This window comes from Streptomyces sp. NBC_00433 (assembly GCA_036015235.1).
GTDB lineage: Bacteria > Actinomycetota > Actinomycetes > Streptomycetales > Streptomycetaceae > Actinacidiphila.
Genome location: CP107926.1, coordinates 1840153 through 1854860 on the forward strand (window position 1 = coordinate 1840153; position 14708 = coordinate 1854860).

Below are 14708 nucleotides of genomic sequence, written 5' to 3' on the forward strand. Positions count from 1 at the left end.
GGCTCGTCCCGCCCGCGCGGCGGCTCCCGGTGACGCCTCAGGGCCGGCTACGCGACAGCCCGCGCCGCGGGCGCGGGACCGGCGCGGCGACCGGTGCCGGGGGCAGCGCGGCGGAGGCCAGCCAGCTGTGGAAGAGCGCGTGCAGCGACTCCGCGCCGACCACCGGCTCCGCGGGCAGCGGCAGGTCGGCGGGGGCCAGCAGGAAGGGGTGGGACTGCGGCCCGCCGAGGCCGCCGTGCGACCCGGCCTGCTCCTCGAAGGCGTGGACGGCCCCGCTGCACGGGTCGACGGCCGAGTTGACCATCAGGTCGGCGGTGTGCGGGAAGGCGTCCGTGCGCAGCACCGCGGCCGCGGCACCCGGGCCGAAGCAGGCCAGCGGGTCGGGGCCCGTCACCCGGCCGGTGGCCAGCTCGTTCTCGCCGCCGTCCGGGCCGAGGACCAGCGGGCCGCGCGACTCGCTGCGTACGAGCACGAAGCCGATGCCCGGATGCGCGGTGAGCGTCGGCAGCAGGGCCGGGCAGCGCCGCTCTATCTCCTCCAGCGTCGCCCGCCCGGCGATGTCGGGGAAGGCGACCAGGCCGAGGTTGCCCGAGGCCAGCACGATCGGGTCGGACGGCAGCCCCTCGCACGCGGCCTCCTCCGCGGCCCGCCGGCCCTTCTCCGGGCGGCGCAGGGCGCTGCGGGCCGCGGCCCGCGCCTCGGCCCCGGTGCGCCGCCCGGCCCGCCGCCCCGGCTCCCGCCCGGCGGGCGGCAGGCCGCACCCGGTGCGTACCAGCTCGCGCAGGCCCGTGCCGTAGGCGTCCTCGAAGGTCTCGCCCGCGCTCTGGCCGTGGTCGGACAGCAGCACGATGCGATACGGCCGCGGGGCGTAGCGCGCCGCGTCGGCGATCAGCCGGACCGAGCCGTCGAGCCGGGTGAGGACCTTGCGGGCGTCACGGCTCGCCGGGCCCGAGTGGTGGGCGACCTCGTCGTAGGCGACCAGGTCGGCGTAGACGGCGGTGCGCCCGGCGAGCATGTCGCCGACGACCGCGGCCACCGCCACGTCCCGCTCCACGACGGTGGCGAAGGCCCGCAGTACCGGGTAGAGGCCGCCGCGCTTGATACGCGGGCGGTCCCTGCGCAGCCGCGACGCGCTGGACTCCACGACCTCCCTGCCGACCTCGGCGACGAACGACCAGGCGGTGCGCACCGCGTTGGCCGGGTCGGAGAAGTAGGCGAAGTAGCCGGACCTGGAGCGGCTGAACTTGCCGCGCTGCGCCGCCACCGACATCACCAGCGCCGACTGGTCGGCGCCGCCGGTGAAGAGGTTGCCGCGGCTGGCGCCGTCCGCGGCCAGCAGGCCGCCGCAGCCGGTGCGTTCGACCGCCCTGCGCTCCAACTCGGCGGCACTGGAAGGCCGGTTGCAGACCATGACCTGCCCGGTCTCCTTCTCGAACCAGCGGAAGGCGGGCACATCGTGGTTGCTGCCGTGCAGGATCGCCAGCTGGCTCGCGCCGGTCTGGCTGCTCCAGTCGGTCTGCCACGCGGTGAGCCGGTGGGTGCTGCCGAGCCAGCCGGCCAGCGTCGGCATCACGCGCGCGCCGCCGGCCAGCGCGGAGCACAGCACGTCGTGGCCGACGCCGTCGAGTTGCAGGAAGACGGTACCGGGGGCCGTCGGCAGCGGCGGGTCGCCGGTGTGGCGACGGCGGCGCCCCGCCAGTCGGGCCAACCGCCGCCCGTAGGCGGCGTCGTCGCGTACGGCGAGCGCGGTGCTGGTCGCCGACGACGCCGCCGACATCACCGCGGCGATCACCACCGCCGTCACCGGCGTGACCTCTCCCCTGCCGTCCGGGGTGAAGCTCAGCGCGAGCAGCAGCAGCGAGCCGTTGAGGAAGAAGACCAGCGCGCCCAGCACCAGGGCGGGCACCAGCAGCAACGCCCTGACCAGCAGCGGCCACACCAGGGCGCTCAGCACACCGAAGGCGCCCGCCCCGATCGCCGCGGTCACCGCGATCTGGGTGGGGCTGTCGCCGTTGGGCGCCTCGATGCGGAAGTCCGGGAGCAGCCAGGCCAGCAGCGCCAGCGTGGCGCTGGCCACCGTCCACACCGCGAGCACCCGGCCGACGGCCCGCAGCGCCGTGCGCCCAGCGGCCCGTCTCCGACTCTCTCCCGGCTGAGGCACCCCTCCACCCTGCCATACCCACACGGCCGGACCTGCAACGAAGGGCATACGCTCGGGACCGGCGGGGAGGGCGCACGGCGGTGAAGGGACGGGCGCGGTGACGGTGCAGATCACGTGGTGGGGGCATGCCACGGTGACCGTGCGGGACTCGGGGATGCGGGTGCTGACCGACCCGCTCCTCACCCGCAGGCTCGCGCACCTGCGCCGGCGGCGCGGGCCCGTGCCACCGCCCGCGGCGGCTGCCGCGGACCTGGTGCTCGTCTCGCACCTGCACGCCGACCACCTGCACGTCGGATCGCTCGCCAGGCTCGCGCCCGGCACCCCCGTCCTGCTGCCGCGCGGCGCCCAGGCAGCCGTCCCCGGGCTGCGCCGCGTACGCGACCGGTTGCGGCTGACCGAGGTCGAGGCGGGCGAGTCGCTCGACTTCGGCCCGCTGACCGTACGCGTCGTGCCCGCCGCGCACGACGGGCGGCGGCTCCCCTACGGGCCGCAGCGCGCACCGGCGCTCGGCTATGTCGTGGAGGGCGCAGCGCGGACGTACTTCGCCGGCGACACCGGTGCCTTCGACGGGATGGCGGAGGCGGTCGGCGGGTGCGACATCGCGCTGCTGCCGGTCGGCGGGTGGGGCCCCTTCCTCGGCCACGGCCACCTGGACGCGGCGCGGGCGGCGCAGGTGCTGGCACGGCTGGCCCCGCGGGCGGCCGTGCCGGTGCACTACGGCACCTTCTGGCCGATCGGGATGGACGCGGTGCGGCCGCACGAATTCCACACCCCGGGTGAGGAATTCGTCCGCCTCGCCGCGGACGCGGCCCCGCGGGTCGCCGTGCACCGGCTGGACCAGGGCCAGAGCGTCACGGTCGCGGACACCGGCGCCGCCGGGTGATCGCCTTCCTGGCGTCGGCCGCGGCGAATCCGCCGCCCTCCGAGGGCGCGCGGCAGGCGGTCGGCTACCCGACGCTCTTCCTGCTGGTGGTGCTCGGCTCGCTGGTGCCGGTGGTGCCGACCGGGGCGATCGTCTCCAGCGCGGCCGTCGTCGCCTTCCACCAGAGCGCTCCCTTCGCCCTGCTCGGCGTCTTCTGCGTGGCGTCCTTCGCGGCGCTGCTCGGCGACATCGGCCTGTACGTGCTCGGGCAGCGCGGCGCGCGGTCGCGCGGCGGCTCGCGACAGCTCCACCGCCTCCAGGAGCGCGTCGACGAACACACCCTGGCCACGGCCCAGCGCCGCCTCGACGAGCACGGGGCGGCCGTGCTCGTCCTCTCCCGCCTCATCCCCGCGGGCCGCATCCCGGTCATGGTCGCCTGCCTGCTCTCCGAGATGCCGCTGCGCCGCTTCGCCCGCGGCGACGTCGCGGCCTGCCTGGCCTGGGCGGCGACCTACCAGCTGATCGGCATCCTGGGCGGCTCCCTCTTCCCCGAGCCCTGGCAGGGCGTCGCCCTCGCGGTCACCCTCACCTTCGCGATAGCCGCGGGCCCGTCGGCAGTACGGCGCTTCCGCCGGCCGCCATAGCCCACCTCGGAGGGTGCTGCGGACGCCACGGTGCCGCCGCGTGGGGGTGCCTCCCGCGGTTCCCCGAGCCCCTGGGCCGGTGCCGCCTGACGCGCCGCGTCACCGGGCAGCGCACCTCCGTACAGGAAGCGGTCTAGGCGCTCTTGCAAGCGCCCGCCTGGAATTCCGTCGTAGGGACCGCCGCCCCGTCGTCGGAGAAGTCTTCATAGCGAATATCTCCTGGGGAGAGCCGATCCCGGTCGGCCGAGGTGAAGGAGACATGGCTCGACGACCACGAGTTGTCTTTGGTCCAGCCGTAGAGGTGGTACGTGGTCCCAGAGGTCAGCGGGGCAAGGGGCACCGTCGTCGTCCAGCCGGGCGCCGGGGCATCGAGGGTCCACGTGGCCAGACCGGTCGCCAGAGGGGCGTCGGAGGTCCACGAACCGACCGTCACGCTCCGATGGGATTTCTCGCTGTCGGCATAGAGGCTCGCACCGTCGATGTGGTGGCCGCAGACCATCAGAGCGCCGAGCAGATGTCCGTCGTCCGTCACGGAGATCCCGGCCACCGCGTCGACAGGCACCCCGCACCCGGTCAGCATCGCCATTGCCACACCGGTCGCGACAGCAGCGACGACACACCGTAGCGCCGAACGCGATCCCTTTGAGCGCATACATCCCCCCCAGGACAAAGGCGCTGACAGCAGCAAGCCTACGGACGACCCGTCAGGACGGCGAGCGGTGCCGCCGGCCCGTTGCGCACTCGTTGCCGCCCCGAAGCCCAGGCGGTCGTGCCCGGTGAGCCGGGTGTCTGAGTACGGGCCTCATCTCGCGTGACGAGCGTGAGCGAGCAGCGGGGGGCCGGCGACAGAACAGCACCCCGCGGGGAGCGGCCCCCGCCGGGGAGAGGCGAGCGCCCGCCGCAGGGGGCGAGGGCCTATGCCGGCGCCTGTCGGGCGAGGCGGCGGGAGGCGCCTACCGGGAGGTCCCAGAGGGAATCGCGGGGGAGGCCGGCCGCGGCCCAGGCGGCGTAGAGCCGGGTGAGGGGTTCGAGCGGCGGCTCGCTCGACAGCAGGAAAGTGGCCCAGTGCATCGGGGCCATCGCGGCGGCCCCGACGTCGCGAAAGGCCTGGACCGCCTCCTCCGGATCGGCGTGGACGGCCCGCAGCAGCCGCCGCGGCGCATAGGCCCCGATCGGCATCAGCGCCAGGTCGATCCCGGGATGCGCGCGCCCGATCTCGGCGAAGTACTCGCCGTAGCCGGTGTCGCCGGCGAAGTAGACGCTGACCCCGGCCGGGTCGGTGATGACCCAGCCGCCCCACAGCGACCGGCAGCTGTCGGTGAGGGAGCGCCGGCTCCAGTGGTGCGCGGGGACGAAGTCGAAGCGGACGCCGCCGATCTCGGCGGCCTCCCACCAGTCCAGCTCCGTCACCCGGGTGAATCCGCGCCGTCGGCACCAGGGGGCGAGGCCCGCCGGGACCAGCATCGCGGTGTCGCGGGGCAGCCGCCGCAGGGTCGGGGCGTCGAGGTGGTCGTAGTGGTTGTGGCTGATGACGACCGCGTCGACCCGGGGCAGCGCCTCCCACGGCACGCCGACCGGCGTGATCCTGGCGGGGGTGCCGGGGATGCGGCGCGACCAGACCGGGTCGGTGAGCACGGTCAGCCCGCCGACGCTGATCACCCAGCTGGCGTGCCCGGCCCAGGTGACGCCGATGGTGCCGCGCCCCGGCTCGGGCAGCGGGCCACGCTCGACGGGGAGCAGCGGCACCTGCCGCAGGGTGTGCGCGGGCGGGCGGATGACGCACTCGCGGACGGCGCGCACGAGGGTGCGCAGCCCCGGCAGCGGTTCGGTGAGCCGGTCGGCGAAGGACCTGGGCCAGACGCGGTGCTCACCGTGCGGGCGGGGCGCGGCCAGGGTCCGTTCGCTCTGATCGGTCATCGGGACTCCGTCCGTGCGGTCCGTGCGGCCTGTGCTGCCGCCGGCCGGGAGGTCGCGGGTCGGGAGGTCGCGGGTCGGGGGGTCGCGGGTCGGGGGGTCGCGGGTCGGGGGGCGACGCCTCGAACGTAAGTCAGCCCGCCGCGCCCCGCGATCCCAGGTCGGCCGAACCGCTGACCACATCGGGGCCGGTCAGCGCGGCGAAGGCGGCCGTGAGGGCGTCCAGCGCCGCCGCCACATGGGGGACGGCGAGCGGGTCGGCGGCGGCCAGCGTCGTACGGCGTTCGGCCTCGGTGCCGCCGTGCAGGGCGCCGGTGGCGATCCGCACCCGGGGCTCGGCCGGGTCGTCGCCGAAGCGGTGGCCGCCTGGCACGGTCCTGCCGAGCGCGGCGCTCAGGCGCTCTTCGAGGGCGGCAGCGTCGAGGTCGGGATTGCGCAGTGTCGGGTAGATCTGGAAGCCGGCCTGCGGCGGGCGGCACACCGCGCCGGTACCGGTCACGGCCCGGTAGGCGGCGGCGGCCGTCCTGGCGTGCAGGCGGTTCGCGGCGGCGGCGCGTTCCACGACCTCGGCGGGCTCGGTGAGGACGTAGGCGGCGGCCGCGGCGACCGGCGCGGGCAGCACGGCCCGCAGCGCGGCCAGCGCCGCCGCGGTGCGCTGCCGCCACGCGGTGCCGTGTGCGGTGGCCGGGAAGCGGGCGATCGCGACGGGCACGCCGGCGGGCACCAGGGTGGCGCCGAGGTCGGTCAGGACGACGGTGTGGTCGGGCAGCATCTCGGCGGGGCTGAGCAGCACGGTGGCGCGGTGGTGCAGGGTGTCGGAATACGTCTCGTCGGAGACGATCTGCAGCCCGGCCTCGGCGGCGGCCTCGCAGGTCTCGTGCAGCAGCTCGGGCGCGGTCACCGTGCCGGTCGGGTCGTCGACGGCCGACAGCACCAGCAGCCGCGGGTCGGCGCCTGCCGCCCTGGCCCTGCGGACCGTCTCCAGCAGCGCGAACGGGTCGGGCACACCGCCGCCCTCGGGCGCGCTGCGCACCGCGTGCACGGGCCGGTCCACCAGGGCCGCGACCGGCGCCTGCCAGGCGGGCGCGGGACGGGCGAGCACCGGGTCGCCGCCGGACGCGGCGAGCAGCGCGAGCAGCAGCGGTTCCGCGCCGGGGGCGGCGAGCACCTGGCCAGGACCGCTCCACATGCCGCGCCGGGTGAAGTAGCCGCAGGCGGCGTCCAGCAGCCGCGGCCCGCCGCCCGCGGGTTCGGTGCCGGGCGTGGCCGCGGACAGGTGGGCGTGCCAGTACGCCGGCACCGGAAGGCCCGGCTCCGGCCGCACGTCGTGCGGCAGGCTGATCGGCATTGCGCACCTCCGCTGCTGGACGCCCCCGTGTGCCCACCTTCCCCCGCCGCGGGCCTTCCCGCACCAGCAGGCGCCGGCGGGGCGGTCAGCCCTGGAGCAGTGCGGGGAGTTTGCGCATGTCGTCGAAGACCGTGGTACCCGGGCCTTCGAGGCGGTGCGCGGGGGTGAGGCCGCCGCAGTAGCCGTACGCGCGCATGCCCGCCGCGCGGGCCGCGGCGACGCCGTACGGGCTGTCCTCGACGACCGCGCAGCGCGCCGGGTCCACGCCCAGGGTGTGCGCGGCGTGCAGGAAGAGGTCGGGCGCGGGCTTGCCGCGGGTGACGTCCTCGGCGCTGAAGACACGGCCGGCGAAGCGGTCGTAGAGCCCGGTCAGGCCGAGGGTGTGCCGCAGGCCGCGGTGGCTGGTGCTGGACGCGACGCAGACCGGCAGGGTGAGCGCGTCGAGTGCCTCGACGACGCCGTCGACCGGGGTGAGGTCCGCTTCGAAGGCGTCGCGGTAGAGCTGCCGGTAGCGGGAGTCCCAGCCGTCGGGGAGCGGTCGCCCCAGGTGGGCGGCGATCTCCGCGCCCATGTCGGCGAAGGAACGGCCGACGAAGCGCTCCACGACCTCGTCCTGAGACAGCGGCCAGCCCAGCTCGGCGAGCATCCGCACGTCGATCGTGACGGCGATCTTCTCGCTGTCGACCAGGACGCCGTCGCAGTCGAAGACGACCAGGTCAGGGGGCTCGGGTCGGGTGGCTGTCACCCGGCGAGCGTACAGCGAGCGTGCACGGCCCGGCGCAGGGTAACCGGCAGGCATGGCATACCCCTGGAAGAGCTGGGACGCGGCGCTGTTCGCCGAGGTGGCAGGTCGGCATTGGCCGGGCGCGGAGCCCGTGCTGCCACGGTTGAGCCGGGCGGCGAACCACGGGCGGCTGTGGTGCGCGGTCGCGGCCGGCATCGCGGTGGCGGGCGGCAGGGACGGGCGGCGGGCCGCGCTGCGCGGCATGGGCTCGCTGGCGCTGGCGTCGCTGACGGTCAACACGGTCGGCAAGGGCACGGTCCGCCGGACCAGGCCGCTGCTGGACGCCGTCCCGGTGATAAGGCGGCTGCACCGGCAGCCGGTCACCTCGTCCTTCCCCTCCGGGCACTCCGCGTCCGCGGCGGCCTTCGCCGTGGGTGTGGCCATCGAGTCGGCGGGCTGGGGCGCGGCGGTGGCACCGCTGGCGGCGAGCGTGGCCTTCTCCCGGATCTACACGGGCGTGCACTACCCGAGCGATGTGCTGGTGGGCTGCGCGCTGGGGGTGGGCGCGGCCCTGACGGTACGGGCGCTGCTGCCTCCCGCGCCGGGTGTTCCGCGGTCGGGTCCGGCGGCGCCGACGCCGTCGCTGCCGGAGGGGCGCGGGCTCCAGGTGGTGGTGAACGCCGCCTCGGGGCCGCCGCCGCTGCTGACCCCGCCGGAGGTGCGGATCGCCGCGGCGCTGCCGATGGCCGACGTCACCGAGTGCACGGAGGACGACGACCTGGCGGAGCTGCTGGAGAAGGCGGCGCGCACCGCGGTCGAGGTCGGCGGCGCGCTGGGGGTGTGCGGCGGCGACGGGACCGTACGGCTCGCGGCGGCGATCGCGATGCGGCACCGGCTGCCGCTGGCGGTCTTCCCCGGCGGGACGCGCAACCACTTCGCGCTCGACCTGGGCTTCAGCACCGTCGAGGACACCGCGCGGGCGGTGCTCGACCGGCGGGCGGCGGGAGTGGACGTGGCCCGCGTCACCGGTCTCGACACGCCGGACGGGGTGGCCGAGCCCTTCCTCAACACTTTCAGCATCGGCTCCTACCCGGACCTGGTGCGGGTGCGGGAGCGCTGGTCGCGGCGGGTCGGGTCGTGGCCGGCGAGCATGCTGGCGGCGGTGCACGTGCTGCGGACGTGTGAGCCGGTGGACATCGAGATCAACGGCAGGCCGCGCTCGGTGTGGCTGCTCTTCGCGGGGAACTGCCGCTATTCGAGTGTCGGCCTGGCGCCGGTGCGGCGGCGCGACCTGGCCGACGGGCGGCTCGACGTGCGGATCGTGGACGGCGGCCCCTTCGCCAGGACCCGGCTGCTGGGCGCGGCCCTGACCGGGGTGCTGACCAGGTCCCCGGTCTACGAGACGGCGGAGGTGCCACGGCTGCGGGTACGCGTGCCGGGCGCGGGCGTCCACCTGGCCTGCGACGGCGAGGTGGCGCCCGCGCCACGGGAACTGCTGCTCGACAAGGCGCCCGGCGGCCTTGTGGTCTACCGCGGACCGCGCTGAGGACGCGCGGGGGCCGGCCTGGGCTCAGTCGGTGCCGCCGACCAGGCCGGCCAGGGCGCGTACGCCTTCGCCGGAGATGCTGAGCGAGTCCTCGTTGCCGGTGTCGATGGAGAGGATCAGCTCGTCGGACGGCCAGGCGCCGCTGAGCGCGGCCAGCTGCACCAGCCGGTAGCGGCGGGTCGTCGGCAGGGCCTCCGCCATCCGCGTCTCGGAGGTGAACACCGGCACCAGCTGCCTGCCGTCCTCCTGCTCGAAGACCGGCAGCTGGATCTCCGGGGGCGGCTCGGAGCCGTCCACGCCTTCCGGGTAGTCGTCGACTGCGGGCACCGGCAGCAGCACCTCGCTGACCGCGAGGGTGCTGAGCGCGATGACGTTCTCGCTGCCGTTCGCTATCTCGTGCAGCGCGCGCTGCGCGGGGGGCAGTGCGCCGTTGGGGCTGATGTCGTCGGTCATCGCTTCTGTGTCCTCTCGCCGCGGGGGCTCGTCGCGCGAATACGGTCTCGGACCGCTGAACCCGGCGCGTACCCATCCCTCGGCGGTCCATGCCGTCCGGTCCGTGAAATGACGTTGACCAGGGACGTGGTCGGCCGGTTAGCGTGCGCGCATGGTCGCCGAGCACCCCGCACCCACTGTCCTCGAAGGCCGCCGTGTCCGGCTGGAGCCGCTGGATCCGGCCGCGCACGCCGCCGCGCTGTTCGCCGCGGGCGGCGGTGACGAGGAGGTGTGGCGCTGGCTGCCGGTGGAGCCGCCGCGCAGCCGGGACGAGATACGCGAGCTGGCCGGCCGGGTCGTCACCGGCGCCGAGGAATCGGGCGGGCTCGCCTTCGCGGTGGTCGACCGGGCCGGCGGGCAGGCGGTCGGCTGGACCACCTACTGCGACGTGAGCGCCGTCGACGAGCGGCTGGAGATCGGCTGGACCTGGTACGGACGGGCGTACTGGCGCACCGCGGTCAACACCGAGGCGAAGCTGCTGCTGATGGGCCACGCCTTCGACGAGCTGGGCTTCGGCCGGATCTGCTGGAAGACCGACCTGCTCAACACCCGCTCGCAGCAGGCCATCGCCCGGCTCGGGGCGGTCCGGGAGGGGGTGTGGCGGCGGCACCGGCTGCGGTCGGACGGGGTGACATGGCGGGACAGCGTCTTCTTCTCGATGCTGGCCGACGAGTGGCCGGACGCGCGGCAGCGGCTGCGCGCCCGGCTGGCGGACTGAACTTCCTCGGTCACTCGTATTCGGTGCCGCCCTTGCGGGTCAGATACGCGTCGCCGACGACCTTGGCGACGGCCCGGCTGCCGATGACCGGGCTGTAGGTGTCGTCGGCGGTGCGGACGACGACACCCTCGCGGATGTGCTCGCCCCGGCCGGAGACCGTCTCGCGGCCCTGGGCCAGCTCGAGTATCCGGTCCAGGTCGAAGGGACCGTGGTAGAGGCGCGGCACCAGCGGCAGGTCGCCGACCGGCAGGTCGGCCGGGTCGAGCCAGCCGATCCGGCCGCCGATCTCCGCGCACACGTCGAAGGCGGCGTAGCCGGGCAGCTCGCGGCGGGCGTCGACGCCGTAGCCGAGGTCCTGCACACCGCCGCCGTAGACCTCGCCGTAGATGCCGACCCTGGTCGCGCCGAGCTTTCCGGCCAGGTCCGCGGCGAGCTGCGGCAGACCGTAGCCGCGCACCGCACGCCAGTAGAGATTGCCGGGTGACTCGACGAGGGCCAGCCGCTGCGAGCCCAGGCCCTTGGACGTGACGTGGATCGCGCCGGTGTCGGCGTGGTAGGTCAGGCAGCAGGCGGTGCCGTGCAGCTTCTCGGTGACGGTGACCAGGTCGCCGGGCGCGAAGATGTCCGGGTGGCGCTTGAGGTTCTCGATGTCGATCCACGGCAGCAGGTCGGGGGCGGACTCCACGTCGCCGCTCATCGAGACCGGCACCGGCGGCACCCATTTGGTGATGCCGAGGCGCTCGGCGAAGTCCTCGTCGGCGGCCGCGGCGCTCGCCAGGTCGGTGCCGTCGAGCACGGCGGGGCGGCACACGATGCCCTGGGACAGCTCCCCGCGCAGCCGCACCGCCCGCACGCGGTTGGCCGCGCTGCCCGCGAGCCGTCCGGTCAGGCCCAGCTCGTCGATCAACGGGTCGGGCAGCACCGCCTGTTCGGGGATGTACACCGCGAACTCCCCCGTGCGGAAGGCGCCCTTGGCGACCACCGCGCGATACAGGCCGACCTGCGCCAGCTCCAGCGCATCGGCGTTGGGGTGCTCCACGATGGTCAGCTGCTCGGCGGTCACCCGCAGTGTGGACATGGCTGTCCCCTTCCCCCGACTCCCCCGTCGGCATCGTGATCGCCCCTGTGACCAGGGGCGCCGCGACCACTGTGGCGGGCGGGGCACGGGCCCGGCCACCGGTTTAAGCGTGCCCCGCGTCCGGGGTTCAGTCGGCGGGACCTATGGTGTCGGGCCGCATCAGGAAGTCGTAGCGGGCGGGCAGCGGGTGCTCGGCTCTGGCCGCGGCCCGCACCGCGTCGGTGATCTCGCCGTCGCCGGCCACCAGGCGCTCGGCCACGGCATGCCAGGTCTCGCTCAGCTCCTCGGCCCCCTCTCGCAGGTCGGCGACGACGATCCCGGCGTCCAGCAGGGCGCGGGCGGCGGCCGCGTCCCCTTGCGCCAGTGCCGTACGGGCGCGCAGCAGCCTGACGCGTCCGTCGTCCAGCGGTGCGGCGAGCAGGCGCTCGGCCTCGTCGGCACGGCCCGCGGCCAGCAGCACGGGCACCGCCTCGACCAGCAGCGCGCGCTGGACGGTCCGCGCCTGCGGCCCGTACTCCCCCGCGGTGGCCTGGAAGCCCTCCCAGGCGGCGACATAGTGCTCGGCTGCCTGCCCGGTCCTGCCCGCGACGCTGTCGGCGACGGCCAGCGCGCGGTGGCACCAGGGCGAGGGGTGGGCGGCGAGCGAACGCTCCCAGCTGCGCACTGCCTGCGCCCGGTCGTCGGCGGCCCACTGGGCGATGCCGAGGTAGTAGTCGAGGAACCACTCGTTGCCCGGGTAGGTGTCGGCGGCCTCCAGCAGTTCGCGCCACTGCGGGGACACCAGGCACGGGCCGGGCGGGGCGCCCGCTGCCGGCCGGGGGAAGACGCCGGCCAGCAGCAGCTCCAGCCAGGGCTTCTGCGGGTCGCCGAGGGTGGTCGCCTCGAAGGGGGTGCCCGGCAGCCGGAGGTGGCCGCGCTCGGCCTCCAGTGCGCCCCAGCCGGAGCCGGTGGCCAGGATGTCCTTGGGCTCGGCGTCGGCCTGCGCGAGCCAGTCGGCATAGGCGGTGTCGACGGCCGCGCGCGGCAGCGCCGCCTCCAGCCGGGCGGCGGCCTCGGCGCGGGCCGCGGACCAGTCCTCGGAGTGCACCAGCTCCGGGTCGGCGCTGAGCGGGCCGTAGGCCTCCAGCCAGGACAGGTCGGTGTCCGCGGGCATCGGGATGTGCTCGAACTGGGTGCGGGCCAGGCCCGCCTGGATCTCCAGATAGCCGCCGGTGCCCGGCTCGGTGAGCCACTCCTGCCAGCGCCGGCCGCCGCTGCCCCGGCCCCACCAGAAGATCTTCCGCCCGCGCAGCAGGTCGGTGGACGTCTGGACCAGGCCGTGGCCCTCGCAGTCCAGTGCGGTGATCCAGCGGCGGTCGTCGCCGCGGACGTCGAGGAAGTAGTCGGCGGGGTGCCGCGACCCGGCCGGGTAGCTGACATCGGGACCGCCGGCCGCCGGGACCGGCAGCCCGACCTGGCGCAGTGCGCGCTGGTGCCCGAAGTGCCAGGCCGCCTCCGCCGGCGCCAGCACACGGGTCCCGTCGGTCTCGGGGACGGCGGTGTTGGACCACCAGTAGGCGGGGACGGTGCGGTCGTGCGGATTGCGGACCCGGATGCCGACGTAGAGGAAGTCGGAGTCCTCCGGGAGCCACAGGTCGATCTGAAAGGCCAGGTCGCGCAGCCGCTCCCATTCCCACAGCCGGAGCATCTCGCCGCCGTCGGGCGCCGGCACCCGGCCGGCGTGCAGCGGGGCGCAGGTGTGCGCGGCATGCCCGGTGGCGCCGAGATTCCACTCGACGCCGCCGGAGAACCAGGCGCCGGCCAGCGCGAAGTCCGCGGGCTGGAACACCGGGTTGCGGTAGAGCAGTTCCCGCCCGGTCGGCTTGTGGAAGAGCGAATACAGCCGCCCGCCGAGGCCCGGCAGCACGGTGGCGCGCAGCCGGCTGTTCTCGATCACCAGGGCGTCCAGCGCGGCCGGCTCGCGGTCCCGCCCGTAGCCGTCGAGCAGCCGCACCGGGAGGACCGTCCGCAGGGGTGCGTACCCGATCTGCCGCACCATGTCGGCGGGCAGCCCTCCGAGGTCGGCCGCGTCGAGCCGGTGCAGTTCGCCCTGCGGGCGCAGCGCGGGCAGCGGATTCTCCGGTCCGAGCGGGGCGGCCGGGATGCTCACCTTCGTACTGCGCACGGTCGTAGCCAAGGCCACCTCATCCGGTTCGTCGGGTACGGGCCGGCCGCCGCGGTGCGGCGGGCCGTCGTCGGGGGGTGCGGGACTGACGCTTCTGACGATCACCATGGAACAGCCTCCGTGGCTCTCTGAACAGGCCCCACCTCAGTCAGGGTTGGGCAAAACTGCTGTAATCGGTCACCTTGGCGGCGGGCTTCCCGGACTCGCCCGCGACCGGGTTGGTTGTCGGTATTCGCTGCTACAACGGAGCCCATGACGACTTCGCCGGCGCCGCGGTTCGATGAATGGCTCGATCTGATAGCCGAGCAGTCCGCCGCGCTGCGCTCCGCCGCGCGCAAGGCGCCCTCCGACGCCAGGATCCCGGCCTGCCCGGACTGGACGGTGCCGGACCTGCTGGCGCACGTCGGCGGAATACAGCGCTTCTGGGCCGCCGCCGTCACGGCCGGCCCCGCGACCCGCCCGCCGGCGGACGGCCAGGTGCCGGACCGGGCGCCGACCGGTGATCTGCTGGAGTGGTCGGAGCATTCCACGGCGGCGCTGCTCGCCTCGTTGCGCGCCGCGGGTGCGGACGCGCCGTGCTGGACCTGGTGGGCGGACTCGGGCAACGCGTCCACGGCGGGCGCGGTCGCCCGGCACCACGTCCATGAGGTCGCGGTCCATGTCAGGGACGTCCAGGACGCCACGGGTGTCCCCGAACCCCTGCCGTCCGGGCTGGCGATGGATGCCGTCGATGAGTTCCTCCACATCCTTTTCGGCTCGATGGACGGTTGGCCGCACTCCCCCGCCCGGGTCGCTCTGGTCGCGGACGAGGGCCGGTCCTGGACGCTGATCCTGGACGCGACCGGCGCCTCCGCCGTGCTCAGCGCCGTGGGCGAGGGACGGCCCGAGGCCGACGCGACCGTGTCGGCCCCGGCGAGCGACCTGCTGCTCGCCCTCTACCGCCGGGCACCCTGGGGCTGCGGGACCCTGCGGGTGACCGGGGACGCGGCCCTCGTACGGCAGTTGGTGGTCTGGCCGCCGGTCGACTAAGGACGTACCTTCCTGATAAAGGGGTGAT

At 75.2% G+C, this 14708-nt stretch carries 13 protein-coding genes; 5 read left to right on the forward strand and 8 right to left on the reverse strand.

What is annotated here, in order from left to right; translation table 11 throughout:
- Nucleotides 1-37 precede the first annotated feature (37 nt).
- Nucleotides 38-2161 carry a phage holin family protein gene (locus OG900_07405; GenBank protein WUH89950.1) on the reverse strand — a complete coding sequence of 708 codons (2124 nt, stop codon included), beginning with the start codon at nt 2159-2161 and terminating at the stop codon, nt 38-40.
- Between the two features lie 97 nt (nt 2162-2258).
- Between OG900_07405 and OG900_07410 the strand changes: the two genes are divergently transcribed.
- Together OG900_07410 and OG900_07415 are read left to right on the forward strand one after the other, a co-directional pair.
- Nucleotides 2259-3044 carry an MBL fold metallo-hydrolase gene (locus tag OG900_07410; protein ID WUH89951.1) on the forward strand — a complete coding sequence of 262 codons (786 nt, stop codon included), beginning with the start codon at nt 2259-2261 and terminating at the stop codon, nt 3042-3044.
- Between the two features lie 8 nt (nt 3045-3052).
- Nucleotides 3053-3667 (forward strand): VTT domain-containing protein, encoded by a 615-nt coding sequence (locus tag OG900_07415; GenBank protein ID WUH95653.1) that lies wholly within the window; start codon nt 3053-3055, stop codon nt 3665-3667.
- A 133-nt stretch (nt 3668-3800) separates the two neighbouring features.
- Here the strand turns inward: OG900_07415 and OG900_07420 are convergent, their stop codons facing one another.
- The 4 genes from OG900_07420 to OG900_07435 form a co-directional block, all read right to left on the reverse strand.
- Nucleotides 3801-4253 carry a hypothetical protein gene (locus OG900_07420; protein WUH89952.1) on the reverse strand — a complete coding sequence of 151 codons (453 nt, stop codon included), beginning with the start codon at nt 4251-4253 and terminating at the stop codon, nt 3801-3803.
- A 329-nt stretch (nt 4254-4582) separates the two neighbouring features.
- Entirely contained in the window at nt 4583-5584 is a 1002-nt protein-coding gene (locus tag OG900_07425; GenBank protein WUH89953.1) for an MBL fold metallo-hydrolase, read from the reverse strand.
- 130 nt (nt 5585-5714) lie between these two features.
- The gene (locus OG900_07430; GenBank protein WUH89954.1) at nt 5715-6929 is read right to left on the reverse strand and encodes an aminotransferase class I/II-fold pyridoxal phosphate-dependent enzyme; all 1215 of its coding nucleotides are present in this window, start codon (nt 6927-6929) and stop codon (nt 5715-5717) included.
- 85 nt (nt 6930-7014) lie between these two features.
- Entirely contained in the window at nt 7015-7674 is a 660-nt protein-coding gene (locus OG900_07435; protein WUH89955.1) for an HAD family hydrolase, read from the reverse strand.
- 52 nt (nt 7675-7726) lie between these two features.
- Here OG900_07435 and OG900_07440 point away from each other — a divergent pair, with 52 nt between their 5' ends.
- Nucleotides 7727-9199: a phosphatase PAP2 family protein gene (locus OG900_07440; GenBank protein WUH89956.1), complete on the forward strand. Its 1473-nt coding sequence runs from the start codon at nt 7727-7729 to the stop codon at nt 9197-9199.
- 24 nt (nt 9200-9223) lie between these two features.
- Here OG900_07440 and OG900_07445 read toward each other — a convergent pair whose 3' ends face one another.
- Entirely contained in the window at nt 9224-9652 is a 429-nt protein-coding gene (locus tag OG900_07445; GenBank protein WUH89957.1) for an SseB family protein, read from the reverse strand.
- 151 nt (nt 9653-9803) lie between these two features.
- On the opposite strand from OG900_07445, the gene OG900_07450 reads away from it, so the two are divergent.
- On the forward strand, nt 9804-10409 hold the full coding sequence (locus OG900_07450) for a GNAT family N-acetyltransferase (protein WUH89958.1): 606 nt from the start codon (nt 9804-9806) through the stop codon (nt 10407-10409).
- A 10-nt stretch (nt 10410-10419) separates the two neighbouring features.
- On the opposite strand, the gene OG900_07455 is transcribed toward OG900_07450, so the two are convergent.
- Together OG900_07455 and OG900_07460 are read right to left on the reverse strand one after the other, a co-directional pair.
- Nucleotides 10420-11487, reverse strand: a complete 1068-nt coding sequence (locus OG900_07455; protein ID WUH89959.1) for an RNA ligase (ATP) — start codon at nt 11485-11487, stop codon at nt 10420-10422.
- A 127-nt stretch (nt 11488-11614) separates the two neighbouring features.
- Nucleotides 11615-13663 (reverse strand): DUF5107 domain-containing protein, encoded by a 2049-nt coding sequence (locus tag OG900_07460; GenBank protein ID WUH95654.1) that lies wholly within the window; start codon nt 13661-13663, stop codon nt 11615-11617.
- 240 nt (nt 13664-13903) lie between these two features.
- On the opposite strand from OG900_07460, the gene OG900_07465 reads away from it, so the two are divergent.
- The gene (locus tag OG900_07465) at nt 13904-14680 is read left to right on the forward strand and encodes a maleylpyruvate isomerase family mycothiol-dependent enzyme (GenBank protein WUH89960.1); all 777 of its coding nucleotides are present in this window, start codon (nt 13904-13906) and stop codon (nt 14678-14680) included.
- Nucleotides 14681-14708: the final 28 nt, after the last annotated feature.